General features: G+C 75.6%; 21 protein-coding genes and 1 pseudogene. 11 read left to right on the top strand and 11 right to left on the bottom strand.

From position 1 onward, the window contains the following. The first annotated feature begins 269 nt into the window (after window positions 1–269). Entirely contained in the window at window positions 270–572 is a 303-nt protein-coding gene (locus IF99_RS0112915; RefSeq protein ID WP_030996579.1) for a hypothetical protein, read from the top strand. A gap of 200 nt (window positions 573–772) precedes the next feature. On the opposite strand, the gene IF99_RS0112920 is transcribed toward IF99_RS0112915, so the two are convergent. Next, window positions 773–2194 carry a hypothetical protein gene (locus tag IF99_RS0112920; RefSeq protein WP_030996580.1) on the bottom strand — a complete coding sequence of 474 codons (1422 nt, stop codon included), beginning with the start codon at window positions 2192–2194 and terminating at the stop codon, window positions 773–775. Window positions 2195–2635: 441 nt separating this feature from the next. Then, window positions 2636–3001 (bottom strand): ankyrin repeat domain-containing protein, encoded by a 366-nt coding sequence (locus IF99_RS0112925; RefSeq protein ID WP_030996581.1) that lies wholly within the window; start codon window positions 2999–3001, stop codon window positions 2636–2638. 407 nt (window positions 3002–3408) lie between these two features. On the opposite strand from IF99_RS0112925, the gene IF99_RS0112930 reads away from it, so the two are divergent. Both IF99_RS0112930 and IF99_RS0112935 read left to right on the top strand, forming a co-directional pair. After that, window positions 3409–3603: a hypothetical protein gene (locus tag IF99_RS0112930; RefSeq protein ID WP_009063303.1), complete on the top strand. Its 195-nt coding sequence runs from the start codon at window positions 3409–3411 to the stop codon at window positions 3601–3603. A 127-nt stretch (window positions 3604–3730) separates the two neighbouring features. Then, window positions 3731–5365, top strand: coding sequence for an ATP-binding protein (locus IF99_RS0112935; RefSeq protein WP_030996582.1), 1635 nt, complete (start codon window positions 3731–3733; stop codon window positions 5363–5365). A 37-nt stretch (window positions 5366–5402) separates the two neighbouring features. Here IF99_RS0112935 and IF99_RS0112940 read toward each other — a convergent pair whose 3' ends face one another. After that, entirely contained in the window at window positions 5403–7040 is a 1638-nt protein-coding gene (locus IF99_RS0112940; protein ID WP_030996583.1) for a PLP-dependent aminotransferase family protein, read from the bottom strand. 98 nt (window positions 7041–7138) lie between these two features. Here IF99_RS0112940 and IF99_RS0112945 point away from each other — a divergent pair, with 98 nt between their 5' ends. The 4 genes from IF99_RS0112945 (at window position 7139) to IF99_RS0112960 (ending at window position 10724) form a co-directional block, all read left to right on the top strand. Next, the gene (locus IF99_RS0112945) at window positions 7139–7786 is read left to right on the top strand and encodes a YczE/YyaS/YitT family protein (RefSeq protein ID WP_030996584.1); all 648 of its coding nucleotides are present in this window, start codon (window positions 7139–7141) and stop codon (window positions 7784–7786) included. A gap of 25 nt (window positions 7787–7811) precedes the next feature. Next, window positions 7812–8591, top strand: coding sequence for a glycerophosphodiester phosphodiesterase (locus tag IF99_RS0112950; protein ID WP_030996585.1), 780 nt, complete (start codon window positions 7812–7814; stop codon window positions 8589–8591). Window positions 8592–8621: 30 nt separating this feature from the next. After that, the gene (locus tag IF99_RS0112955; RefSeq protein WP_030996586.1) at window positions 8622–10010 is read left to right on the top strand and encodes an MFS transporter; all 1389 of its coding nucleotides are present in this window, start codon (window positions 8622–8624) and stop codon (window positions 10008–10010) included. 339 nt (window positions 10011–10349) lie between these two features. Then, entirely contained in the window at window positions 10350–10724 is a 375-nt protein-coding gene (locus IF99_RS0112960; protein ID WP_008749015.1) for an RNA polymerase-binding protein RbpA, read from the top strand. A gap of 94 nt (window positions 10725–10818) precedes the next feature. Here IF99_RS0112960 and fxsA read toward each other — a convergent pair whose 3' ends face one another. From fxsA to IF99_RS0112980, 4 genes are all read right to left on the bottom strand, one after another. Then, window positions 10819–11385, bottom strand: coding sequence for an FxsA family membrane protein (gene fxsA, locus IF99_RS0112965; RefSeq protein WP_030996587.1), 567 nt, complete (start codon window positions 11383–11385; stop codon window positions 10819–10821). Between the two features lie 108 nt (window positions 11386–11493). Then, window positions 11494–12354 (bottom strand): polyprenol monophosphomannose synthase, encoded by an 861-nt coding sequence (locus IF99_RS0112970; protein WP_051703472.1) that lies wholly within the window; start codon window positions 12352–12354, stop codon window positions 11494–11496. Between the two features lie 645 nt (window positions 12355–12999). Next, complete coding sequence (locus tag IF99_RS0112975) at window positions 13000–14637, bottom strand: amidohydrolase (RefSeq protein ID WP_030996589.1); 1638 nt, start codon at window positions 14635–14637, stop codon at window positions 13000–13002. A 131-nt stretch (window positions 14638–14768) separates the two neighbouring features. Next, complete coding sequence (locus IF99_RS0112980) at window positions 14769–15209, bottom strand: Lrp/AsnC family transcriptional regulator (protein ID WP_030996590.1); 441 nt, start codon at window positions 15207–15209, stop codon at window positions 14769–14771. Between the two features lie 262 nt (window positions 15210–15471). On the opposite strand from IF99_RS0112980, the gene IF99_RS0112985 reads away from it, so the two are divergent. Both IF99_RS0112985 and IF99_RS32255 read left to right on the top strand, forming a co-directional pair. Continuing rightward, window positions 15472–15912 (top strand): hypothetical protein, encoded by a 441-nt coding sequence (locus IF99_RS0112985; protein WP_030996591.1) that lies wholly within the window; start codon window positions 15472–15474, stop codon window positions 15910–15912. Between the two features lie 168 nt (window positions 15913–16080). After that, the gene (locus IF99_RS32255; RefSeq protein WP_078655071.1) at window positions 16081–16524 is read left to right on the top strand and encodes a hypothetical protein; all 444 of its coding nucleotides are present in this window, start codon (window positions 16081–16083) and stop codon (window positions 16522–16524) included. Here IF99_RS32255 and IF99_RS32260 read toward each other — a convergent pair. Beyond that, a pseudogene (locus tag IF99_RS32260) lies at window positions 16487–16618 on the bottom strand (acyl-CoA dehydrogenase family protein); the annotation flags it as partial. The gene IF99_RS32255 and the pseudogene IF99_RS32260 sit on opposite strands and share 38 nt — an antisense overlap. Before the next feature lie 102 nt (window positions 16619–16720). Further along, window positions 16721–18085: a peptidase C39 family protein gene (locus IF99_RS0112995; protein ID WP_030996592.1), complete on the bottom strand. Its 1365-nt coding sequence runs from the start codon at window positions 18083–18085 to the stop codon at window positions 16721–16723. Window positions 18086–18474: 389 nt separating this feature from the next. Here IF99_RS0112995 and IF99_RS0113000 point away from each other — a divergent pair, with 389 nt between their 5' ends. Both IF99_RS0113000 and IF99_RS0113005 read left to right on the top strand, forming a co-directional pair. Further along, window positions 18475–19023, top strand: a complete 549-nt coding sequence (locus IF99_RS0113000; RefSeq protein ID WP_030996593.1) for a hypothetical protein — start codon at window positions 18475–18477, stop codon at window positions 19021–19023. Window positions 19024–19525: 502 nt separating this feature from the next. Further along, on the top strand, window positions 19526–21418 hold the full coding sequence (locus IF99_RS0113005) for an AAA family ATPase (RefSeq protein ID WP_030996594.1): 1893 nt from the start codon (window positions 19526–19528) through the stop codon (window positions 21416–21418). Between the two features lie 69 nt (window positions 21419–21487). Here IF99_RS0113005 and IF99_RS0113010 read toward each other — a convergent pair whose 3' ends face one another. Together IF99_RS0113010 and IF99_RS0113015 are read right to left on the bottom strand one after the other, a co-directional pair. Beyond that, window positions 21488–22612: a hemolysin family protein gene (locus tag IF99_RS0113010; RefSeq protein ID WP_030996595.1), complete on the bottom strand. Its 1125-nt coding sequence runs from the start codon at window positions 22610–22612 to the stop codon at window positions 21488–21490. Then, window positions 22609–23934 (bottom strand): hemolysin family protein, encoded by a 1326-nt coding sequence (locus tag IF99_RS0113015; protein ID WP_030996596.1) that lies wholly within the window; start codon window positions 23932–23934, stop codon window positions 22609–22611. The genes IF99_RS0113010 and IF99_RS0113015 overlap by 4 nt, the downstream gene beginning before the upstream one ends. Between the last annotated feature and the right edge of the window lie 140 nt (window positions 23935–24074).

Genomic DNA, 24074 nt, shown 5'->3' on the forward strand with positions numbered 1-24074 from the left:
GACGCTGGGGGGCGGGGGGCGGATCACCCGTACGGGCGTGGGCCGTGCGGGGAAGGCGAGGGGTGAGCGAGGTGGTGGCGGGCGGCCGGGGAGGGGCGCGGCGGCGGGTGGGGAACGCGAGGCGAGCGGGTGGCGGCGGGCCTGTCAGCGGCGGTCCGTCCGGCGGCGTGCGGCCCCGGCCCGTGGGGCGCCTCGCGCGCCGGTCCTCGCTGTCGGACCCCCGTGCCATGCTCGGCGCGATCAGGTCGAGCGGGTCGTAGGGGGTTGTCATGGGTGTGCGCCGGTACCGGGCTGTCAGTGGGAGCGGGCGGGTCGACGATCCGTCGGAGGAGGCGCTGTTCCGTTTGGTCAGCGGTCTCGACGGGGGGCGCGGCGGCTTCGTCGTGCTCGCGCCCGAGGAGCCCGATCCGCGGTGGTGGGCGGCCGTGAGCCGGCTCGGGGACGGGCGCTACGAGGTGGTGCGGCGCGAACGGGTACGGGGCGGTCCGGAGATCAGCGTGACGCGGGACGCGCACGGGCTGGTGCGGGAGTTGACGGGGTGGGCGGGGGTGCGAGGCGGCTCGTCCGGGTGACGGGGCGAGGGGAGGAACCGCGCGGGTGGCGGGCCGGGTCCCGCCGCGCGCGATGTCCCGGGCGGGTCGCTCCGGTGCGCGGCGCGGGGGTCGCTGCTCGACGGTCCTGGTCCCGGGCCGGGCAGGCGTCCCGTCGAGCACGCGCGGGGCCTTCGCCGCGTCGGCGGGGGCGGCCGCGGCGAAAGCGAGCCCCGCGATGTTCAGGCAGCGGCCGTGTCCGGGCCGATGCGGCCGCGTACGGCTGTCTGCACTTCGTCCTCCTCGGCCGGGTCGGCGGCGAGGCGGCGGAGCTGGGTGACGACGCGGCTGTCGGCGGTCTCGGCGTGCAGCGCGCCGAGTTCGCGGGTGGACTCCTCGCAGTCCCACAGGCATTCGACGGCGAAGCCCGCCGCGAAACGGGGGTCGATGGCGGCCAGCGCGCGAGCGGCGCGGCCTCGCAGGTGCGAGGAGGAGGTCTCGCGGTAGACGTGGCGGACGACGGGGGCGGCGCAGACGATGCCGAGCCGGCCGGTGCCGTCGAGGAGGGGGGCGAGGGCGGGGTCGGCGGTGCCCTGGTCGCGTACGGCGGTGCGCAGGGAGGTGAGGACGAGGTGTGTGTCGCGGGTCGCGCCGCGCAGGGCGAGCAGCCGGCCCGCGGCGGCGCCGAGCCTGCCCGGGGCGCGGGCGAAGTCGCGGGCGCGCTCGACTGCGGCGACGGAGAGGGTGCCCTCGAAGAGGGCCGCCGCCGTGTCGGCGACGAGCGAGGACGTGCTCGCGGTGGCTTCGGCGAGCAGGTCGAGGGCGAGCGGCTCGCCGCTGTCGCGCAGGTGGCGCAGCGCGGCGAGACGGGGGGCGTCGGCGCCCTCGCGTGCCGTGGCGAGGAGCAGCTCGCGGTCCTCGGGCCCCGCGACGGCGGCGAGGCAGCGGGCGGCCGGGGCGTGCAGGTCGTTCCCGTCCTCCTCCAGGCCGCGCCGGGCCCAGTCGAGGATCTCGGGGACGCTCCAGCCGGGCCGGGGCCCGGTGGGGGTCAGTTGCCGCTGCCAGCGGTCGAAGGAGTCGCGTTCGAGGGCGGCACGCACGCGCGCGGCGTGCGGGGAGGCGGGGTCGGAGGCCCACAGGTGCCACGGGCGTGGCTCGTAGGCGCCGCGCGCGGCGGCGGTCAGCTCGGCCTCGCCCTCGGGGGTCTCGGGGAAGCGGGCGAGCACAGGTGCGGCGAGGGCGCGCAGGGCGCGGTCGTCCTCGCGGACGGCGAGTTCGTCGAGCGCCCAGGCCCAGTTGGCGCCGCTCGCCACGTAGCGGCGCAGCAGGGCGAGGGCCTCGGGGCGGCCGTAGGAGCCGAGATGGCCGAGGACGGCGAGGGCGAGGCCGGTGCGCGACTCCTCGGGGTCGAGGAGGTCGTCGGCGCCGAAGAGGTGGTCCTCGATGCCGTCGAGCGGGCCGTCGAGTTCGCGGTAGAGGCGTGCGTAGTAGAGGGAGCGGTTCTCCACGTGCCAGTCGCCGCGCGGGTCCTGGCGGACGCACGTGTCAAGGGCCGCGAGCGCTTCCTCGCGGGGGGCGGTGAGGGCGTGCAGAGTGCCGTCGCCGCGCCCTCGCTGGAGCAGGCCGAGCAGGGTGCCGCTGGGCGCTATGACCGGATCGAACATGACAGGGGCCTCACATCAAGCTGTGGGTACGAACGGGGGGCGGACGGTCACCTGGGGCGCCGACACGTCCGTGGACCCGTCGTGTGCCGCTTGCGCTCAGCCATCTTCCTCTGCCTCTCGATCGGTGGCCCGGGGCGGGCCTTTGCACGGCCCGGGCGGTGGGCCACTTCTTCCCGTGGCGTCCGGACCCGAACCATGGGGCCATGATGGCGCAGGCGTCGATGCTCAGGCGAGCGCATTTACGGCGGGGGGACAAAACGCGTGGAAACCCCCGCCGATTCCCGGTGTTCGCGCAGGTGGGAGCGGTGGGCGGCCGTTGACACGGGGCCGTGCGCGGGGCGGGGCGGGGACGGCGCGGGGGCGGTCCGGCGTCTCATGTGTCACGCCGGCCCCGTCCGTGACGACGGGGGCGCGCGGCAGAGGCGGGAGCGAGGACAGGCCCTACGCCGCTCCGAAGCGGCTGAGGAGCGCGTGCTTCTCGAAGATCCTGGCCGTGTCGACGGCCGAGGGGCTGCCGGCGCGGGGGTCGGCGCCGGCCGCGAGGAGCGCCTCCATCACCTCGTCCTCGCCCTTGAAGACCGCCCCGGCGAGCGGGGTCTGGTGGCGGTCGTTGGCGCGGTCGGGCTCGGCGCCGCGCTCCAGGAGCGCGCGGACGGTCCCGGCGTGGCCGTGGTAGGCGGCGAGCATGAGCAGCGTGTCGCCCTTGTCGTTGGCGAGGTTCACAGGGACGCCCGCGTCCACGTAGGCGGCGAGCGCTTCCGTCCCGCCGGAGCGGGCGAGGCCGAAGAGGCGCGTGGCGAGTTCCACGACCTCCGGGTCCGGAGCCTCGGGGGTGCTCGCGGGGTGGGGCTCGGGGTGCTCGTCCTGGGTTGTTCCGGGAGTGGGGTTCACGGGATGGCCGCCTTGCGGGAGGGGGAGGGGGACAGGGCAGCTCACCCGTCCCGGCGGGCCCTGCCGCCGTCCGGGTGAATCGCCAGCGTACTGCGCTCAGGCGTACACGGGCCGAGGGGCGCCGGGCAAAGATCGACACGAACCGGCGAGGCGCGCAATCAAGCGGCGGGGAGGGGTTTCGTGATGTCCGGGGCGAGGGGAGCCCGGCAGGACATGAAGAGGAAATGAGCACTTGATCACTCATTTGCACCTTTTGTCGTATAGATACATGCTGTGAGCCTGGAAGAACTCATGGTGACTGTCCCCTCAACCAGGAGAACCTCATGATCCTGTCCATCTCCGGCGTCATCCTCCTCGGCATCATCGTCTTCCTCTTCTGCCGGAAGGACGGCCTGAAGCCGATGCACATGGTCGTGTGCGCCCTCTTCGGCTTCTACCTCGCCGGTACGGCGATCGCCCCGAGCATCAAGGCCGGGGGCGCGAGCCTCGCCTCGCTCCTCGGCGGCCTGAAGTTCTGAGGCGCCGCGCCCGCTCCCGCACGCCGGGGCCCGGGTCCCGGCGTGTTCCCCGTGCGCGGCGCCGCGCACGGCCCGGCTCCGGCCTGCGGGGCCGGCAGTCCTCCGTACGACTCCCCAGGAGACCGACGTGGCACGGCGACCACTCCCCCGCATCCTCCGCGACGGCGGCGCGTCCCTCGCGCGCGGCCGGGACCTGGCACGTTCGGCGGCGGACGGCGCCTCCGACGTGCTGCGCCCCCTGATCGTCCTGTGCCGGGGCCTGGTCCGGCTCCTCGCCGCGGGGCGGCGCCGGTGGACCGCGACGCCCAAGGAGCGGCGCGGGGCGCTGTTCCTGCTCGCCGCCGCGGCCGTCCTCGCCGTGGCCCTCGCGCCGTACGGGCCGGTCTCCGCGCTCGTCGCCGTGCTCGCCGCCGCGGCGTGGCTGGGCCGCGACCGGGCGCCCGCGCCCGGGGAGAGCGGGCCGGGCGAGGAGCAGTCGGCACGGCTCGCGACGCTGTACGAGGCCCTCGTCCCGTACTTCGCCGTGCCCGAGGACCCCGAGCCGCTCTACGCGCACGGCGGCGACTGGCAGCGGGCGCTCGGCGATTTCGGCTTCGACGAGCGGGGACGGCTCACGGCGCTCACCGTCGCCTACCCGGCGTACTTCGCGGACGGGGACGCGGACTCGCGCGCGCGGATCGAGCGGTTGCTGCACGCGAAGTGCGGGCGGGGCCGCGAGTACCACTTCGCGTGGGACGAGGAGGCCAACCGGCTCACTCTCACGGCGCTCCCGCCGCTGCCCACCGACATCCCCGCCCAGCCGTTCGTGACGAGCCCGGGCGAGGTGGTGCTCGGGCTCACCGACGCCCTCGCGGTGCCGCGCACGGTGCCGCTCGTGGACGCGGCGGGCGCGGCGCGCGACGTGCCGCCCGTGGTGTGGCGCACCGGTAATCGCTCGCCGGAGCCGCACCTCCTGGTCGCCGGGCGCCCCGGCAGCGGGACGAGCACGCTGCTGCGCGCCATCGCGCTCCAGGCGCTGCGCGGCGGCGACGTGCTCGTCGTGGACGGTGGCGGCACGGGCGACTACACGTGCTTCGTCGGGCGTGCCGGGGTGCTCGGGGTCGAGTGCGGGCTCATGGGGGCGCTGGGGGCCCTGGAGTGGGCGGCGCGCGAGACGGAGCGCAGGCTCGTCGCGGCGGACCGGGCGCGGCAGGGGGGCGAGGCGCCGCCGGAGGACGTGGTCCGGCCGCTGTGGGTGCTCGTGGACCGGCCCGCCGTGCTCGGGCACCTGGCCCGCGCGGAAGGGCTCGCCGACCCGCAGAGCCACCTGCGCGTACCGCTGCGGCACGGCAGGGCGGCGCGGGTGACGGTCGTCGTGGCAGAGCAGTACGAGTGCGTCGACGGGCTCGACCCGGTGGTCGCCCAGTACGCGAAGGCGCGGGTCGCGCTCGCCCCGACGAGCGCGCGCCAGGCCGCGGAGATCCTCGGCGCGGCCCCGCAGTCCGCCCCGGCGGGCGAGCTGCCCCCGGGGCGCGGCTACGCCCGCCTCGGCACGGGCCCCGTCCTGCGCCTCCAGGTCCCCGCCACGCCCGATCCGTACGACGACTCGGCGGCCGACACACTCCGCGAGGCGGTGCTCGCGCTCCTGCCGCAGCGCGGCGGCTCGAACCTCGCGAAGCAGGCGGGACCGGCGGAGGACGCGCCCCAGGCCGTGACGGCGAGCGCGGAGCCCGAAAAGGAGCCGACGACGCGGCCGGTGCGGGTGTCGGTGGCGGAGGCCTGAGCCCGCGGGCGCGCCCGTCCCGGCCCAGGGCTCCCGCTCAGGCGATCAGGCCCCGCTGCGCCGCCGTGTGCGCCCCCGCCCCCGCCCGGACGAGGGCCGTCGCGTGGGCCAGGCGGTCGGCGGCCTCCTCAGCCAGTGAGCCGCCGACGGTGAAGGGGAGGCGCAGGTAGCCCTCGAAGGCCCCGTCGACGCCGAAGCGCGGCCCCGAGGGGACTCGTACGCCCGCCTCCTCGCCCGCCGCGGCGATGCGCGAGCCGGAGAGGCCGCCCGCCCGCACCCACAGGGTGAGGCCGCCGCGCGGGACCGTGAACTCCCAGTCGGGCAGCCGCGCGCGGATCGCCGCCACGAGCGCGGCGCGGTTCGCCGCCGCCTGGGCGCGGCGCAGCGCGACCGCTTCCTCCCAGCCGCCGGTCGTGAGGAGCCAGTTGAGGGCGAGCTGTTCGAGCACGGGGGTCCCGAGGTCGGCGTACGCGCGCGCCGCGACGAGCCGGCGGATCGTCTCGGGCGCCGCCCGTACCCAGCCGACCCGCAACCCGGCCCAGAACGCCTTGCTCGCCGAGCCCACCGTGATGACCGTCGAACCCGCCGGGTCGAAGGCGCACACGGGCCGGGGCATCGCGCTCGGCGCGTCGAGGTCCGCGTCGAGCCGCAGCTCGGCCATCGTCTCGTCGACGAGCAGCACCGTGCCCGCCGCGCGCGCCGCCGTGGTGAGCGCGCGGCGGCTCTCCTCGTCGGCGAGCGCGCCCGTCGGGTTGTGGAAGTCGGCGACGACGTAAGCGAGCCGGGGCACCGCCTCGCGCAGCACCTGCCGCCAGCGCGCCACGTCCCAGCCGCCGGTTCCCTCGGCCATCGCGACGGGGACGAGGCGGGCGCCGGCGTCGCGCAGGAGCTGGAGGATGTTGGCGTAGCTCGGGGACTCGACGGCGACGCGTTCGCCGCGCGGCGCGAAGAGGCTGATGATCGCGTCGGTCGCGCCCATCGCCCCGGTCGTGACCATGATCTGCTCGGGCATCGTCGGGACGCCGCGCGCGGTGTAGCGCTCGGCGATCGTCTGGCGCAGCGCGGGCAGCCCCGCCGGGTAGTCGCCGTGGGTCAGGGCGTACGGCGGCAGCGCCTCCGTGGCGCCGCGCACGGCCCGGGTGAGCCAGGGCTCGGGGGCCGGCAGGGACGCGTACCCGAGGTCGATGAGCTGCCCGGCGCGCTCGGGGGGCAGGGGGCCGAGGCCCCGAGCGGGGAGGGGGGCACCGGCGGGGAAGGCGATCCAGCTGCCCGCGCCGCGGCGGGACTCCAGGAAGCCCGCCGCACGCAGCGCCTCGAAGGCGGTGGCGACGGTGGTGCGGCTGACGGCGAGCGCCGTCGCGAGTTCCCGCTCGGCGGGCAGCCGGGCGCCGACCGGGACCCTGCCCTCCAGGACGAGGACCCGGATGCCGTCGGCCAGTGCCTGGTAGGCGGGAGTGTGCCGGGCACGCTCACGGCCGCGCCCCCCGGCGAACCCGCTCCCCCCAGCGGGCCCGCTCCCGCTGGCCGCTCCGCTCTTCCGGGCGACCCCGGCGCCTCCGGCGGTCCCGGCCGCGTCTCCCGTTCCGGCGCCGTCCGCGCCCTCCGTGGCCCGCTGCGAGCCGAGCAACCGGGCCAACTGGGCCGGGCGGATGACCGCGATACCTCGCTCCGCCATCGAAATCAGTCCACTTCTCCTCGATTGGCCCTGTCGAGGGCCGCTCCACGGCTTCCAGGGTGGCACGTACCAGTCCACTCCGACCTCCCGGGGGCCTCATGACCACCGCTTCCCCGCCACGGGCCGCCGCCTCCTTGCCGCGCCGCCTCGTCCATCTCTACGCGGGGCTGCTCCTCTACGGCTTCAGCGACGGCCTCCTGCTGCGGGCGGGCCTCGGTGTCGAGCCGTGGAACCTCTTCCACCAGGGGATATCCCGGCACACCGGGCTGAGCATCGGGACGGTCGCGATCATCGCCGGAGCGCTCGTGCTGCTGCTGTGGTGGCCGCTGCGCCAGCGCCCGGGGCTCGGCACCGTGTCGAACGTCTTCCTGGTGGGCCTCTCGATGGACGCGACGCTCGCCCTCCTGCCCTCCGCGCACTCCTGGCCCGCGCGCGGCGGCCTGCTGCTCGCCGGGGTCGTGCTCAACGGCGCGGCGACCGGCCTCTACCTCTCGGCGCGGTTCGGCGCGGGCCCGCGCGACGGCCTGATGACCGGGCTGCACCGCCGCACGGGCCGCTCGCTGCGGCTGTGCCGGACCTTCGTGGAGGTGGTGGTGGGCCTCGTCGGCATCGCGCTCGGCGGGACACTGGGCGTCGGCACCCTCCTGTACGCGCTGGCGATCGGCCCCCTGGCGCAGTTCTTCCTCGGCGTGTTCGCCCTCCCCGCGCTCCGCCCCGTCCCGCCTCCGGACCCCGCGCGGGCATGATCACGCGCGGTGCCATACTGCGCGCGTGAGCACCCCGGCCCCTCCCCCGCACCCGTTCCTGGACCACCCGCTCCCCCTCGCCTTCGCCCATCGCGGCGGCGCGGCGGACGGCCTGGAGAACACGGAGACGGCGTTCCGGCGGGCGGTCGGCCTCGGGTACACGTACCTGGAGACGGACGTGCACACGACGGCCGACGGGGAACTGCTCGCCTTCCACGACGCGACGCTCGACCGCGTGACGGACCGCCGCGGAGCGCTCGCGGAACTGCCGTGGGCGGCGGTGCGCGAGGCGCGCGTGGGCGGTACGGAGCGGGTGCCGCGCTTCGCGGACCTCCTGGACGCCTTCCCGCGAGCGCGCTGGAACGTGGACGTCAAGGCCGAGGCCGCGCTCCGGCCGCTCATCGAGCTGATCCGGCGCCGGGACGCCTGGGACCGGGTCTGCCTCGGCTCGTTCAGTGAGCGTCGGGTCGCGCGGGCGCGGCGGCTCGCGGGCCCCCGGCTCGCCACCTCGCTCGGCACCGCGGGCGCGCTCGCGGTGCGCCTGCGCTCCTGGGGCCTGCCCTGCGTCCCGCCGCGCGGCGCGCTCGCCGCGCAGGTGCCCGTGCGGCACGGGCGGCTCACGGTCGTCGACCGCGCCTTCGTGCGGACCGCGCACGCCCGGGGACTCCAGGTGCACGTATGGACGGTGAACGAGGAGGCGGAGATGGAACGGCTCCTGGACCTCGGCGTTGATGGCATCATGACCGACCACATCGAGACGCTGCGCACGGTGCTGCGGACCCGGGGGCAGTGGCCGGGGGCCTGAGCGGCGCGCGGGACGAGGCGAGGGAGCGGGATGGGCGCGGAGACCGCGGGGGCGGCGATCGCCCCGGGGGCGGCGGACGAGGCGGGGGCGCGCAGGCGGGAGCAGCGCGGCTGGTACTTCTACGACTGGGCCTGCTCCGTGTACTCGACGAGCGTGCTCACCGTGTTTCTCGGCCCGTACCTGACCGAGGTGGCGAAGAGCGCGGCGGACGCGGACGGGTACGTGCACCCGCTGGGGCTGCCGGTGCGGGCGGGTTCCTTCTTCGCGTACAGCGTCTCGCTCTCGGTGGTCGTCTCGGTCCTGGTGATGCCGCTCGCGGGCGCGCTCGCCGACCGCACGGGGCGCAAGAAGCCGCTGCTCGGGGCCGCGGCCTATCTCGGCGCGACGGCCACGGCGGGGATGTTCTTCCTCGGCGGGGACCGCTATCTCCTCGGCGGTGTGCTGCTCGTCGTCGCGAACGCCTCGATCGCGGTCTCGACGGTCGTCTACAACGCCTTCCTGCCGCAGATAGCCGCGCCGGAGGAACGCGACGCGGTCTCCTCGCGGGGCTGGGCCTTCGGCTACGCGGCGGGCGCGCTCGTCCTCGTCCTCAACCTCGTCCTCTATCTCGGGCACGGCTCCTTCGGCGTCAGCGAGTCGACGGCGGTGCGTATCTGCCTGGCGTCGGCGGGCCTGTGGTGGGGCGTCTTCACGCTCGTCCCGCTGCGGCGGCTGCGCGAACGGCCCGCCCCGGAGGCGGGCGGCGGCCTCGTCGGCGGGAGCTGGCGCCAGCTCGGCGCCACGCTCAAGGACATGCGCCGCCGCCCGGTGACGCTGTGGTTCCTGCTCGCGTACCTCCTCTACAACGACGGCATCCAAACGGTCATCTCGCAGGCGTCCGTCTTCGGCTCCGAGGAGCTGGGCCTGAGCCAGTCGACGCTGATCGTGGCGATCCTGCTCGTGCAGGTGCTCGCCGTGGCCGGCGCGCTCGGGATGGGACGACTCGCGCTGCGGTACGGGACGAAACGGACGGTGCTCGCCTCGCTCGGCGCCTGGACGGTCCTCGTCGCCTGCGGCTACTTCCTGCCCGCCGGGGCCCCCGTGTGGTTCTTCGTGCTCGCCGCCGGGATCGGGCTGATCATGGGCGGCAGCCAGGCGCTCTCGCGCTCGCTCTTCTCCCACCTGGTGCCCGCGGGCAAGGAGGCCGAGTACTTCTCCGCCTACGAGATGAGCGACCGCGGCATGAGCTGGCTCGGGCCGCTGCTCTTCGGGCTCACCTACCAGGTCACGGGGAGCTACCGGGACGCGATCATCTCGCTGGTGGTCTTCTTCGTGCTCGGTTTCGGCGTGCTGCTGCGGGTGCCGCTCGCGCGTGGGATGCGCGAGGCGGGGAACACCATTCCCGAGGGCGTGGAGGGCCGGGTGCGCTCCCTCGTCTGACCGGCGGTGACCGGCCGGGCGGGCCGTGGCCCGCTCCGCGCCCCGCACGCTCCGGACGGGCCGCGCGGATTTCGCACGCGGGCACGAAGGGCGGTAGTGTACGCGTTTGACCATCCGGATGTACCGTTCGTGCGCCTCTGAACAGCGAAGACAGCCCGAGATTTTCGGTGCGTACATCGCCAGATGTGACAAAGCGGGCACTGGTGGGTAGAAATGGGGCGGCTACGACGGCGACGCTTTGACCCTGCACGGGAATCTTCACCGCCGACCGGACGTTGACCGGATGACGACGACAGCGACGGCTGTCCTGTGGGCGAGCAAGCCCGGGAGGCACGATTCATGAGTGAGCGAGCGCTTCGCGGCACACGCCTTGTGGTGACCAGCTACGAGACGGACCGCGGCATCGACCTGGCCCCGCGCCAGGCCGTCGAATACGCATGCCAGAACGGACACCGCTTCGAGATGCCGTTCTCGGTCGAGGCGGAGATCCCCGCGGAGTGGGAGTGCAAGGTGTGCGGCGCACAGGCACTCCTGGTCGACGGGGACGGGCCGGAGGAGAAGAAGACCAAGCCCGCGCGCACGCACTGGGACATGCTCATGGAGCGGCGTACGCGGGAGGAGCTGGAGGAGGTCCTGGCCGAGCGCCTGGCCGTCCTGCGCTCCGGTGCGATGAACATCGCGGTGCACCCCCGCGACAGCCGTAAGTCCGCCTGAGTCCTCGGTCGGCGGGTGCGCAGCACGTAAGGCCGTGGGCCGGACACCTTCTCGGTGTTCGGCCCACGGCCTTTCTCGAGCCCGTGCGGGGCTCTCAAGGAGTGAGGGGCGGGCGCGGGCCCTCGTCCTCGTCGTGCGGCTTCGCGGGGGTGTCCTCGCGGACGACCTCGCCCTGGACGACCTTGCCGTCGGGGCGCTGGGTGCGGGCCCGGGTGTACGCGGCGCCGAAGGCACCGCCCGTGGCGGCGTCGAGCCTGCGCTGCATCGCGCGCTCGACGCGGCGCGAGAGCGCGCCCCGTATGCCGGGCACGAGGAGGACGAGCCCGGCGACGTCCGAGAGCAGCCCGGGGATCATGAGGAGCAGCCCGGCGAGCATGAGGAAGCCGTTCCCCTCGCGGCGGTCCTGGGGGGCCGCGGCGGTGGGGGGTTGCTGGAGGGTCCGGGTGAGCGCGCCGAAGGCGCGGCGGCCCGCGCGCTTGACGACCGCGCCGCCGCCGATGATCCCGGCGGCGAGCAGCGCGACGACCACGAGGCCGCCGGCCGTCTCGCCGACGAGGATCAGCAGCCAGATCTCGATCACGATCCAGGCGGCGATCCCCAGGGGGAGCCATCTGCGCGAACCGCGGCGTGTGACGGGGGGCGGGGGTGTGCTGGTCGTCATACGTCCAGTGTGCCCTTGACGGGGCGCGGGCGGGGGGTCGGCCCTCGCCGTGGGGCGCCTCGCGCCGGGGCCGGCCCCGGGAGGCTCCCCGGCACCGGCCCCCGCTCCTCACTCGCCGGAGCGGCTGGACTGCGGTGGGGCCGGGAGGGGTGTGGCGGACGGCGAGGGGTCCGCGGCGGGGGACGGGTCGCGGGGACGGCCCAGGACCTTGTCGACGCGCGAGGTGACTCCCCAGGAGGTGACGCGCCACAGGGCCTCGGCGACGATGGCGCGGCTCATCTTGCTGCTGCCGAGCGCGCGTTCCACGAAGGTGATGGGGACCTCGACGACGCGGTAGCCGCTGCGCACGGCACGGCGGGCCAGGTCGACCTGGAAGCAGTACCCCTGGGACTCGACGTCCGCGAGGCCGAGGCCGCGCAGGGTCGCGGCGCGGAAGGCGCGGAAGCCTCCGGTGACGTCGCGCAGGGGGACGCCGAGGAGGAAGCGGGAGTAGGTGGAGCCGCCGCGCGAGAGGATCTCGCGGGACTTGGGCCAGTTGACCACGCGGCCCCCCGCGATCCAGCGGGAGCCGAGGACGAGGTCGGCGTCGCGCAGGGCGGTGAGGAGCCGGGGAAGCTCCTCGGGCTGGTGCGAACCGTCGGCGTCCATCTCCACGAGGACATCGAAGCCGTGGTCGAGGCCCCAGGCGAAACCGGCGAGGTAGGCGGCGCCGAGCCCTTCCTTGCCCTCGCGGTGCAGCACCTTGACGTGGTCGTCCTCGGCGGCGAGCGCGTCGGCGAGGGCGCCCGTGCCGTCCGGGCTGTTGTCGTCCGCGACGAGGACGTGCGCCTCGGGCACCGCTTTGCGGACGCGGCCGACGATCGTACGGACGTTCTCCGCCTCGTTGTACGTCGGGATGATCACCAGCGCCTCGCCCAGCGGCGGGCGCTGACCGTCCCGGCTGCCCGGCAGACCCTCGCCTGCGTTCACTGCTGCCCCTTACGTGCCGATCGTGCGAGTGACCACCCTAGTTGCCCACACGGGCGGGCGTGGCCACGGCGGCGACACGGGGAGACGGGGGCGGGATACGACGACCACACGTCCGGGGGATGCGCGCGGAGAGGCTGACGCGGGGCGCGCGGGAGCTGCGGATGAGGGCCCGGCGCCCTTCGGGCCGGCCAGGGACCCGCTGGCTGCGGATCGACCGTGAACCGTTGTCTACTGAGCGGCCGGGCCCCACCCGGGTCACACCGTCCCCCACGCCGCTGGCGGGGAGGGACCCCTTCCTCGTACGAAGCGTTCCCGTGTCCGGTGGACGCGGACGCTGGACCTGGTTCGCGTGGGGAGGAACTCCGGCGCGTTCCCCCCGTGGCCCAGTCGCGCCCAGCGGATGCGCGGGACGTCGCCGATCGGTTGTCCGGTGGTGGACCCGGCCGAACCTACCCGCCGACCGCCGCACCCTGTCAACACCCGTGGCCCGTGGCCCGGGACGGAGTGTCGCCCGATCCCGCAGGTCAGCGGCGAGCCCCGGGGCCGCCGCGCCCCGCCGGCCCGGGCGCGTACGGGCACGGGGGCACATCACCCCAGCGGCCGTACGCGCCGCCCCGGGTCCACCCGGACGGCCCCGCCGTGCCCTCAGGCTCCGGCCCGGAAGACCTCCCGGCCGCCGACGACCGTCACGAGGCACTCGGGAAGCGGGGTTCCAGGGGTGAGGTCGGGCAGGCCGGGGGTGCCGGAGCGGGGGTCGGTGGACCAGCGGGCGACCCGGTCGTCGGGGGCCTGCACGACGAGGGCGCCCGTGCGCCAGACGGCGTAGTCGGCGGGAGCGCCGGGGACGAGGGTGCCCGCGTCGTCGCGGCCGGCGGCGCGCCAGCCGCCGCGCGTGTGGGCGGTGAAGGCGGCCCGCACCGAGACGCGGTGCGCGGGCGTGTGGTGGAAGGCGGCGGCCCGCACCGCGCCCCAGGGGTCGAGCGGGGTCACCGGGGCGTCCGAGCCGAGGGCGAGCGGGACACCGGCCCGCAGGAGGGCGGCGAAGGGGTTGAGGGTCCGGGCCCGCTCGACACCGAGCCGCGCCGCGTACATGCCGTCCTCGCCGCCCCACAGCGCGTCGAAGGCGGGCTGCACCGAGGCGGTGAGGCCGAGTTCGGCGAAGGCGGCGATCGACCCGGCGTCGAGCATCTCGGCGTGCTCCACGCGGTGGCGCAGCGCGCGCACCCGGTCCAGGCCCGTCTTCTCGGCCGCCGCGCGGAAGCCCGCGACGACCGCGCCGATCGCCGCGTCCCCGATCGCGTGGAAGCCGGCCTGGAGCCCGGCCTCGGTGCACGCCGTGACGTGCTCGGCGACGGCCTCGGCGTCGAGGTAGGGCGTGCCCCGGTGGCCGCTCGCCGCGTCCTCGTACGGGGCGTGCAGGCACGCGGTGTGCGAGCCGAGCGCGCCGTCTGCGAAGAGGTCGCCCGCGGCGCCGCGCGCGCCGAGGGCGCGGACGCGCTCCGCGTCCCGCTCCCCCGCGACCGCCTCGGCCCAGTAGCCGACGACGCGCGGCCCGCTCTCCTCCTCCGCGAGGCGCAGCAGGCCCGTGAAGTCCTCCTCGTCGGAGATCTCCGCGCCCCCGCACTCGTGGACCTGCCCGATGCCGCGCGAGGCGGCGTGCGCGAGCGCGGTGCGCTGGGCCTCCTCGCGCAGCGCGGGCGTCACGGCACCGTACGCGGCGGCGCGGACGGCGTGGTGGGCGTCGGCGGTGAGCGGGGCCTCGGGGTCGTAGCCGCGCAGGCTCGCGGCGCGGGGGACGAGGTCGAGGAGCGCGGTCGTGACCTGCGCCGAGTGCACGTCGATGCGCGAGAGGTAGAGCGGGCGCCCCCCCGTGGCGCGGTCGAGTTCGGCACGGGTCGGGGGGCGGCCAGCGGGCCAGCGCGCCGCGTCCCAGCCGTGGCCGAGCAGGACGCGGTCCCCGGCGCGGTCGCGGGCGTGCGCGGCGACGCGGTCGAGTGCCTCCTCCAGGCTCGCGGCCTCACTCAGGTCGAGCCCGGTGAGGGCGAGTCCGGTGCCGGTCGCGTGCACGTGCGCGTCCACGAACGCCGGGGTGACGAGGGCGCCTTCGAGGTGGACGACCTCGTCGACGCCGTCCGCGAAGGCGTCCGCCGCGCCTTCGGAGCCGACCCAGGCGACGTGACCGCGTTCGACGACCATGGCGGTCGCGAAGGGATCGGCGGGGCTGTGCACCTCGCCACCGCGGAGCAGGACGGTAGGGGGCGGCGGGGGTGTCGTGCGGTTCATGGACCCAGTGTGGCGCGTGCGGCGGGGGCGCCGGTACGAGGGGGCGCGCGCGGAGGGGGCGGGCCCTGCCGGGTACGCGGGGCCTCGGACGGCGAACCCCCGGGCGGCGCGCCCTCGGAGGGGCGCGCCCCTCAGATGTGCGGGGGCCTGGACTCGTACGGCGTGGAGAGGACGACCGTCGTGCGGGTGGAGACCCCGGCCAGGGAGCGGACCCTGGCGAGGAGGTTCTCCAGGTCGTGGGGGCTCTGCACGCGGACCTTGAGGATGTAGTTCTCGTCGCCGGCGACGCTGTGGCACGCCTCGATCTCCTCGACGGGGGCGAGGCGTTCGGCGATGTCGTCGGGGGCGGAGGGGTCGAAGGGCTTGACGGAGATGAACGCCGTCATGGCGAGGCCGACGGCCTCCGGGTCGACGACGGCCGCGTACCCCCGGATGACACCCCGCTGTTCGAGCCGCCGCACCCGCTGGTGCACCGCCGAGGTGGACAGGCCCGTGGCCTTGCCCAGGTCGGTGTAGCTCATCCGCCCGTCGGCGACGAGCAACCGCACGATCTGCCGGTCGAGGTCCTCCATGCCGCTGAACCTACCGCCCGGCGCGGGCCCTGGACAGGCGCGGGTGCCCCGTCTCGCACCGTGGACAGCTCGGGCGCGCGTGCCCCCGTACGCCCCCCGGACGCCTCCTCACCCCCACTTTCACACCCTCGTGTGACGAATACCACACCCGGGGAGCCGTGTCCGCACAGGTGTCGCGATTACCGGGCGGGGCCGGGGGGAAGTGCTTGCTGTGGTCGAGGCCGCAGTGCCTTGTCGGCCCACCCGAGGGGGAGAAACCCGAATGCAGAATCCCAAGCGGTCCAGCCGCGCCCGTGCCGCCCGCCGCCAGCTCGCCGAGCCGCCGGCCCCGGAGGGCGTCGAACCCGTCGAGGACGAGGAGTTCGACGCGTACGACACCTTCGAGATCTACCGGGTCGTGTGCCCGGACTGCGCCCAGCCCATCGCGCTGCTCGCGGACGAGGACGTCCTGCCCGAGCACGCGCTGTGCGCCTCGCCGTGGGACCCCTTCGGGCTCACCGTCTGCGCCGGTACGGGACGCGCCGCCGCCAGTGCCCGTCCGGCCGACGAGGGCGGCGCCGAGGAGCAGGAGATCGGCGTGCTCCTGACGCTCCCGCAGGGCCTGGACTGGCGCACCCAGCCCTTCTCGCACGTCGGCGGCCCCGGCTCACGCCCCATCAAGGCGCCCCGCCGCCCGCTGAGCACGTACCACCGGGCCGCCTGAGCCCTCCTCACCTCGCACCGCCGCACCCCCGCTCCAGGACCCCGGCGCCGCACCGCCGGACGGGATGTCCTGCCCGGGGCACCCCGTGGGGTGCCCCGGGCACGGCCGGAACACATGCGCGAACCGCTCCTTCGGTGACCGGTCCGCGCGCCCCGCGTTGGGCCGGGCATGACGTCCCCACACCCGCGCCTGGAGCAGTCCACCGGGCGGCCCCGTCAGCCGGAGGCACCGGCCCACGGCCACGCGCCGCTCGCCGCGCCGCGTGAGAGCGTGCGGACGAGCGCGCCCGGGCCGACCCGCGCCGATGTCCCGCCGCCCCCGCGCGCGAGCGCGTGGGGGCGTGCCGAGACGTCCCCGCCGCACCGTGAGGCTCCGGTTCGGCACGCCACGTACCCGCAGGGCCCTTGGCGGCGCGCCGGCCTCCGGTCCCCGGGGCGGGGCGCCGGGCCTGGGGACGGCCAGGACCCGCCCCTCTACCGCGCCCTGCTCGCCCGCTGGACGGAGCGCGGCGCGACGCTCCCGCTGCGCGGGGACCCGGAGTGGGAGCGCCTCGCCGCCCCGCCCGTGCCCTGGTTCAGCGGCCCTCAGGACCGAGCAGGTGGCGGCCGATGACCATGCGCTGCACCTGGTTGGTGCCCTCGACGATCTGGAGCACCTTCGCCTCGCGCAGGTAGCGCTCGACGGGGAAGTCGCTCGTGCGGCCGTACGGGCGCGGGCGGTTCGGGCGCGTGCGGGGTGAGGCGCGCCCGGAACCGCCGGGCGCGCCTCACCCCGCGCCGCGCGTGCGGGCGCGCCCGCCGGGGGCGGCTCAGCGCACCCCCACCGCCGCGAGCGCCCTGCGCTGGCGCGGGCTCGGCTCGGCGGGGAAGTACAGGTAGCAGACGCCCCCCGTGCCGCTCGCGTCGGCTCCCGAGGCGGTCTTGCGCTTGGTGCGCAACCAGATCGTCTCCCACTCGGCTCGTCGGTAGACGCGGCGCACGGCGGGGTCGTCCGGGGAGGCGGGGTCGTTGGCGATGACGTCGCCCTCGGCGGTGAAGCCGATGACCGTCATGAGGTGGCCCGCCGTGCCGTACCCGGCACCGGTCAGCTCGGTCTTCAGGAAGGACTGCGAGGTGATGACCGGGATGCCCGCGCGGATGAGGGTCTCGATGTCGGTGAGCGAGCCGAGGCGGGTCACGACGCCCTGGAGATCGGGGTACGTCGCGGCGTAGGCGGCGTTGAAGGGCCAGTTGCCGCAGCCGTCGTACTGGTAGTCGAAGGTGTACCTGGCCGCGTGGCAGACCTGGGGGTCGGCGTAGGAGGGGTCGACCCAGGCGAGTTGCGCGGCGCTCGGCTCGCGGCCCCAGTACTCGATGATCATCTGCGAGGAGGTGGGGCTGCACCACGCCTCGCCGCCGTTGTCGTACTGCGGGTACTGCCCGGAATGGATCTCCTGGGAGTAGCGCGGCACGGGGAGTTCGGCGACGAGGCCGGGCGTCGAGGCGGGCACGGTGTAGCGGTCCGGCACGTCGGAGCCCATCGCGCCGAGCCGCCATACGGTGGGCGCGCGCCGGGTGCCGGGGCGGCGGTAGAGGCTCAGGCGCAGGCGGTACGAGGCGAGGCGGAGCCCGGAGGCGGCGTCGTCGATGGCGAAGGTGTCGGTCCACACGCTGCTGCGGCCGTCGCCCTGGTCGTCGACGGAGGTGCGGCGGATGTCCCGCTCCGGGTCGTCGCCGGCGGTCCAGCGGCCCATGACGTACCAGGGGGTCTCGGCGCCGTCCGAGTACGTGCCCGAGAGCTCCACCTCGATCCAGGTCCCGGTGGGGGTGTGGGCGTTCCAGGAGGCGATGACCTCGGTCGCGGGGACCGTGAGGCGGTGGCGCGGCGAGGTCCAGCGCGCGTACTCGTAGCGCGTCGTGGTCCCGAGGTGCGGGTCGGCGTAGTCGCGCTCCCCGACGGCGCGGGCGAGGGTGAGGCCGGGGCGGCGGCCGGCGAGGACGCGGACGCCCTCGGCGCGGCCGGAGCGCCAGTCGGCGGCGCTCGTGAAGCCGTGGTACTCGGCCGTCCGCGGCGGGGCGGCGTGGGGGCCGGTGGTGGGGCGGGGTGCCGCGAGAGCGGGCCCGGAGGCGGCGACGCCCGCCGCGACGGCGACGGCGGCGGTGAGGACGGTGCGACGGGATGTGGAGCCGGTCATGGGCGGGGGTCCCCCCTCTGTGTGGGTCCATCTCGGTCGGCGGTGCGGCCCCGCCGTACGGGCGCGGTGCTGGGGAGAGCCCGGACGGACAGGTGCGCGTCCGGGCCACTATCGCCCCCGGGGCCCTCAGGGACCAGCTTTTCCGGGTCGGGGGCGGGCACCAATATTGGCCTGGACCTCTGAGAGGTACGGGACTGCTCCGAGCGGCGGAACGGACGGGCCGCGCGGGGGCGGCGGGCGGTGGTGCGCGAGGGGCACGAGGTGCGGGGCGGGCCCGTGCGCTCCCGGCGCACGCTCCCCGTAGGCTTGCCGCCGTGAACGCCCAGGACGAGACGGCTGAGCCCCCCGGCCCCCCGCCCCCGGCCGTCGGCGACGCCGTCGGCGCGGCCGTGCTCGCGGAGCGCCTGCGTGGCCTCGCTCCCTCCTGCGGCCCGGTGCGGCTCGTCGGGATCGACGGGCATGCGGGCTCGGGCAAGTCGACGCTCGCGCGCGCGCTCGCCGCGGCCCTCGGCGGGGCGCCCGTGCTTCACCTGGACGACTTCGCCTCGCACGAGCGCTTCTTCGGCTGGACGGAGTGCTTCGCCGCGCACGTGCTCGCGCCGTTCGCGCGCGGGGAGCCCGCCGTCTTCCGGCCGTACGACTGGGACGCGCGCCGCCCGGGGCGCACCCGCACCGTCGCGGCGGCCCCCGTCGTGCTCGTCGAGGGCGTTGGGGTGGGGCGCCGGGCGCTGCGGCCGTCGCTCTCGCTGCTGTGGTGGATGGATCTGGCCGGTGAGGCCGCCTGGGAACGCGGGCGCGAAAGGGACGGCTCCGGCCTCGCGGACTTCTGGGACGACTGGGAACGGGCCGAGGCCGCGCACTTCCGCGCCGATCCCTCCCGCCCCTTCGCGGACGCCCTGGTACGGCAGTGCGGCGAGGGGTACGTGCTGCGCGAGTGAGCCGGGACGGAGCGGGCGGCCCGCTCCGCGGTGACGGAGCGTCAACCTCCGCCGACGAAGCGGAAAGGAGCCGAAAAGAGGCCCCCGCGACTTCCCCGAAGCGTCTTGACCCGGGGCCCGCCTCGGTCTTACGTTCACGAGGTGCGGCCTGCGGGCCGCACCTCCGACACGAAGCCCCCGGTTGTTCCCCCGTGACCGGGGGCTTCGTTCTGTCCCGCACCCCCCACTTTCACCCTACTTGACGCATTCGCACTCTCACGGTGGGTGATCATGCGTGGACGCCTCCGCGTGCGCCCCGTGCGCCCGGCGCTGCCTCCGCGGTGCCCGCGACACCCTTCGGCGGGGCACGTCTTCGCAGGTACGATGCCGCAGTGCGGCCCGTCCCCTGGCGGGCGGCATCCGCACGGGGGAGCAAGAGCCGCTCGCGGCGCGGCGGTTCGGCCGCGCGGCCGACGACGGGTCCGGCGGCAGGGCCACGGGGGCAGGGTTTGTGGGGGACGTGATGGACTTCGGCACGCACGGCGCACCGGGCCCGGCCGATCTCGCCTGGTTGCGCGGCGTCGACGCCTACACGATGGGCGCGTACCCGCAGGCGGAGGAGGAGTTCCGCACGGCGGTGCGCCTCGATCCGGGTATGGCGGACGGCTGGCTCGGCCTGCACGCGCTGCGCATCGACACTCCGGCCGCGCTGCTGCGCATGTTCCAGCACCGCGACCGTTTCGGCGAGCAGCGGGCCCGGCACCGCAGACCGCTCAACTCCTGGTACTGGCTGGGCTGGTGGGTGCAGCCGGTGCTGGAGACGACGCGCGACCTGCTGCTCGCCCACGCCTCGCACTGGCTCGACGGGCGCCATGTCCCCGACCTCGACCGGGCGCTCGGCGCGCTCCCGCCCTCGGAGAGCGACCGGCAGGTGCGCTTCCTGCACGCGTGCCGCGCCTACCTCGTCAAGGACTGGGAGCAACTGGCCCGGCACACAGACCCCTTGCTCGACGATCCGCTCCTCGGCATCGAGGCCGGACTCTTCGGCGGGATGGCGCGGGTCCGCCTGGAGATGTACGGGCAGGCGGAGCCGCTGCTCTCGGCGGCGCTCATGCGCTGCCGCAGCGAGCAGCCGCAGCGCAAGGAGCTGCGGTACTGGCTGGCGCGGGCCCGCGAGGGCAGCGGGCGCAGCGCGGCGGCGCTGCCGCTGTACCGGGCGGTGCACCGGGTCGACGCGGGTTTCATGGACACGGCGGCGCGGCTCGCGGCGATCTCCGAGGGCGACGGCTACCAGGACCTCGCCTCCCCCCTCGACTACGCGGCCGTGAGCCTCGGCGGCGGGGGCCAGGACACGGCGGCGGCGCGGGACGGCGGCGAGCCGCTCTTCGGCCCGGACCCGGCCGCGGCCGAGCCGCCGCACCTGGGCGGGGAGCCTCCGGCGGGCGGGCCCGCCGACGACGTACGCGAGAAGGCCGTCCTGCCCGCGCAGCCGGGACCGCAGCGGATGCCGACCGGTCCGGCCGATCCCGCGCTCCTGGAGGCGGCGCTCGCCGAGCTGGAGCAGATGGTCGGCCTGGACCCGGTCAAGCGTCAGGTCCGGGCGCTGTCGGCGCAGTTGAACATGGCGCGGCTGCGCGCGGAGCAGGGCCTGCCGGTGCAGCCGCCGAAGCGGCACTTCATCTTCTCGGGCCCCTCGGGCACGGGGAAGACGACGGTCGCGCGCATCCTGGGGCGGGTCTTCTACGCGCTGGGACTGCTCGGCGGGGACCATCTCGTGGAGGCGCAGCGCTCGGACCTCGTGGGCGAGTACCTGGGGCAGACGGCGGTCAAGGCGAACGAGCTGATCGACTCCGCGCTCGGCGGGGTGCTCTTCGTCGACGAGGCGTACAGCCTCTCCAACTCCGGGTACGGGCGCGGGGACGCGTACGGGGACGAGGCCCTCCAGGTGCTCCTCAAGCGCGCGGAGGACAACCGCGGACACCTCGTGGTGATCCTCGCGGGCTACCCGGAGGGCATGGACCGGCTCCTCGCCGCCAACCCCGGCCTCGGCTCGCGCTTCACGAGCCGCGTCGACTTCCCCTCGTACCGCCCGGCGGAGCTGACCCGCATCGGGGAGGTGCTCGCGCACGCCAACGGGGACCACTGGGACGAGGAGGCGCGCGAGGAGCTGGCGTCGATCGCGGGGCACGTCGTCGAGGAGGGCTGGATCGACGAGCTGGGCAACGGCCGCTTCCTGCGCACGCTCTACGAGAAGTCCTGCGCCTACCGCGACCTGCGCCTGATGGGCTACCCGGACCCGCCGAGCCGCGACGACCTCGCGACGCTGCGCCTGCCGGACCTCATGCAGGCGTACGGGGAGGTCCTGTCGGGGCGCACCCCGGGGCCGCACGAACCGACGGCCGAGGACGACTTCTGAGACCGCGGACCCCCGTGTGCCGCCGCCCGGTCGTGCGGGGCGGCGGCGCACGGGGTCGCCGGGCGGTCCCTAGCCGGTGAGGGCCTCTTCCCCGGGGCGCGGCTGGACCGTGAGGGGCTCGGCCTTCACGCGGGCGCGCACGGGGGCGGTTCCCCGCGCGGGCTCGGGGAGACGGTGGGCCGGGTCGGTGACCTCGCCGACGAGGAGTTCGAGGGCGTCCTCCAGCGTGACGAGCCCGAGGACGCGGCCGCTCGCGTCGGCGACCTGCGCGAGGTGCGTCGCGGCGCGGCGCATCACGGTGAGGGCGTCGTCGAGCGGCAGCTCCGCGCGCAGCGTGATCATGCGGTGCCACAGGCGCTGCGGGACGGCGCGGTCGGGCTCGTCGAGGTCGAGGACGTCCTTGACGTGCAGATACCCCATGAAGACGCCGCCCGCGCCGAGGACGGGGAAGCGGCTGTAGCCGGTGGCGACGGTCAGCTCCTCGATGCGGCGCGGGGTGACGGCGGGATCGACGGTGACGAGCTGGCCGCGGTCGAGGAGGACGTCGGTGACGGGGCGGGTGCCGAGTTCGAGCGCGTCCTCCAGCCGTTCCTGGGCCTCCGCGTCGAGCAGCCCCGCCTGGCCGGCGTCCTCGACGAGGTGGCTGAGCTGGTCGCTCGTGAAGACGGCCTCGACCTCGTCCTTCGGCTCGACGCGGAAGGCGCGCAGGACGAGCCGGGCGCACGCGGCGAGGAAGACGGTGACGGGGCCGCAGACGCGGGCGAAGGCGATGAGCCCCGGCCCGAACCACAGCGCGGCCTTCTCGGGCGCCGCCATCGCGAGGTTCTTCGGGACCATCTCGCCGATGACGAGGTGGAGGAAGACGACGAGGAGCAGCGCGATGACGTAACCGAGCGGGTGCACGAGCCCTTCGGGCAGGTGCGCGGCCGTGAAGACGGGCTCCAGGAGGTGCGCGACGGTCGGCTCGGCGACGGCGCCGAGGGTCAGGGAGCACAGGGTGATCCCGAACTGGGCCGCCGCCATCATCTTCGGCAGGTGTTCGAGGCCGTGCAGGACCCGGCGGGCGCGCGCGGAGTCCGCCGCGAGGGGCTCGATCTGGCTGCGCCGTACGGAGACGAGGGCGAACTCGGCGCCGACGAAGAAACCGTTGGCGAGGATCAGCACGGCGGCGAGGAGGAGTTGCAGCACGCTCATCGGGCCGCCTCCAGGACGGGCGCGGTGCGCACGAGGCGGACGCGCTCGGCGCGGTAGTGGCCGACCTGGCGCACGTCGAGCCGCCAGCCGGGCAGCTCGGCGCGGTCGCCGGGGGCGGGGATGCGGCCGAGGAGGTCGGCGACGAGGCCCGCGACGGTCTCGTACGGGCCCTCGGGGACGTCGAGGCCGATCGCGCGGAGCTGGTCGACGCGGATGCCGCCGTCCGCCTCCCAGGCGGGGCGCCCCTCCTCGGCGGGGAGCGGGGCGAGCTCGGGCAGGTCCTGCCCGTCGTGCTCGTCGCGCACCTCGCCGACGACCTCCTCGATGATGTCCTCCAGGGTGACGACCCCGGCGGTGCCGCCGTACTCGTCGATGACGACGGCCATGGGCTGCTCGGTGCGCAGCAGGGCGAGCAGCGTGCGCACGGGCATCGTCTCGGGGACGCGCAGCGGGGTCCGGCTGATGCGGCTGACGGGGGTGCGCAGCCGCTCGTGCGGGGGCACGGCGAGCGCGTCCTTGAGGTGCACGGTGCCGGTGATCTCGTCGATGCGCTCGCGGTAGACCGGGAAGCGCGAGAGGCCGGTGGCCCGGGTGAGGTTGACGACGTCCTCCGCGGTGGCGGAGGACTGGAGGGTGCTCAGCCTCACGCGCGGGGTCATCACCTGCTGGGCGGCGAGGTCCTCCAGCGAGAGGGTGCGCACGAAGAGGTCGGCGGTGTCCTTCTCCAAGGCTCCGGCGAGCGCCGAGTGGCGGGCGAGGGAGACGAGTTCGCCCGGGGTGCGGGCGGAGGCCATCTCGTCGGCGGGCTCGACGCCGAAGCGCCGTACCAGGGCGTTCGCGGCGGTGTTCAGGAGCGCGATCACGGGCCGGAGCAGCCGCGCGAAGGCGTACTGCGGCCCGGCGACGAAGCGCGCGACCTGGAGCGGCTTGGCGACGGCCCAGTTCTTCGGGACCAGTTCGCCGACGACCATCTGCACGGCCGAGGCGAGGAGCATCCCGAGCACGACGCAGACGCCCGGCGCGGCGGCCTCGGGCAGGCCGAGGGCCGTGAGGGGCTCTTCGAGGAGGTCGGCGAGCGCCGGTTCGGCGAGCATGCCGACGACGAGCGACGTGACGGTGATGCCGAGCTGGGTGCCGGAGAGCTGGAAGGAGAGTTCCTTCAGGGAGCGGGCGACGGCGCCGGCCCGGCGGTCCCCGGCCTCGGCGGCGCGCTCGGCCTCCGCGCGTTCCACGGTCACGAGCCCGAACTCGGCGGCGACGAAGAAGCCGTTGGCGAGAATGAGCAGGAAAGCCGCCCCGAGGAGCAGCAGCGATGTGGTCATGCCGCCGCCTCCGTGCCGTGAGGGAAGGGGGCGGCGCACGTACTACCGGACGATCCGTCCATTGCCGGAGAGGTTCACTCCTCTATTCGATGGGTCACCCGCGCCGGAAGAGGGCGCGGGCGGCGGCGGCACTCGGCGTG

The organism is Streptomyces sp. NRRL F-5630 (assembly GCF_000719475.1).
GTDB lineage: Bacteria > Actinomycetota > Actinomycetes > Streptomycetales > Streptomycetaceae > Streptomyces.